Source organism: Streptomyces sp. AC627_RSS907, assembly GCF_019049165.1.
In genome coordinates, this window is sequence record NZ_JAGMUE010000841.1 from 1 (window position 1) to 660 (window position 660).

Here is a 660-nt window from a genome sequence, read left to right on the forward strand (position 1 = left end):
GTGCTGCCCTTGGGTGGGACGGCTCCGAAGAGCCGCAGCGACCCGTCGCGTTCGCGTACCGCCGGGCCGAAGTCCACCTGTCCGGAGTTCGGGTCCAGGGTGATGTGTCGTTCGTACGCGGTGGAGTGGGCGAAGTTGTCGACGCGGGTCCACTCCACCCAGCCCGCGCCCTCGGCGACCTCGACCACGAACGGCTCCTCGCTCGGCACCACCGGCGGCCTGGCCACCTGGAAGCTCTGCCCCGGCACCCCCTCGCAGACGCCGATGACCTCGTCGGTGACGGTTTCGGCGTGGCTGGCCTCCACGGTGCCGCCGATGGTGAACGCGGTGATCTCGCGGACCGTGGGCGAGGCCACGTAGGTGGGTTGGTCGGGCGCGGCCTTGAGCAGCCGGCACCGTATCCAGCCCGCGGTGTGCCGGGCCACCACCGACGCGGCGTGCTGGGCGGGCAGGTGGATGATGACCTCGCCGGCCTTGTTGAAGCCACCCGTGTCGTCCTTGTCCACCTCGCACGCGACCCAGGCGGAGCCGTCCCACGCCTCCCACAGCAGCGGCGGACGGCGGGGGTCCACGCCCACGCCCTCGACCTCGCAGTCCAGGCGCAGCACGACGACGCAGGCCGGCGCCGGGTTGGACAGGCCGACGTACAGGCAGTCCCCG

General features: G+C 72.4%; 1 pseudogene. It reads right to left on the bottom strand.

The features are described from left to right. Nucleotides 1–660 (bottom strand): annotated as a pseudogene (locus KUM32_RS38955) (putative baseplate assembly protein); the annotation flags it as partial.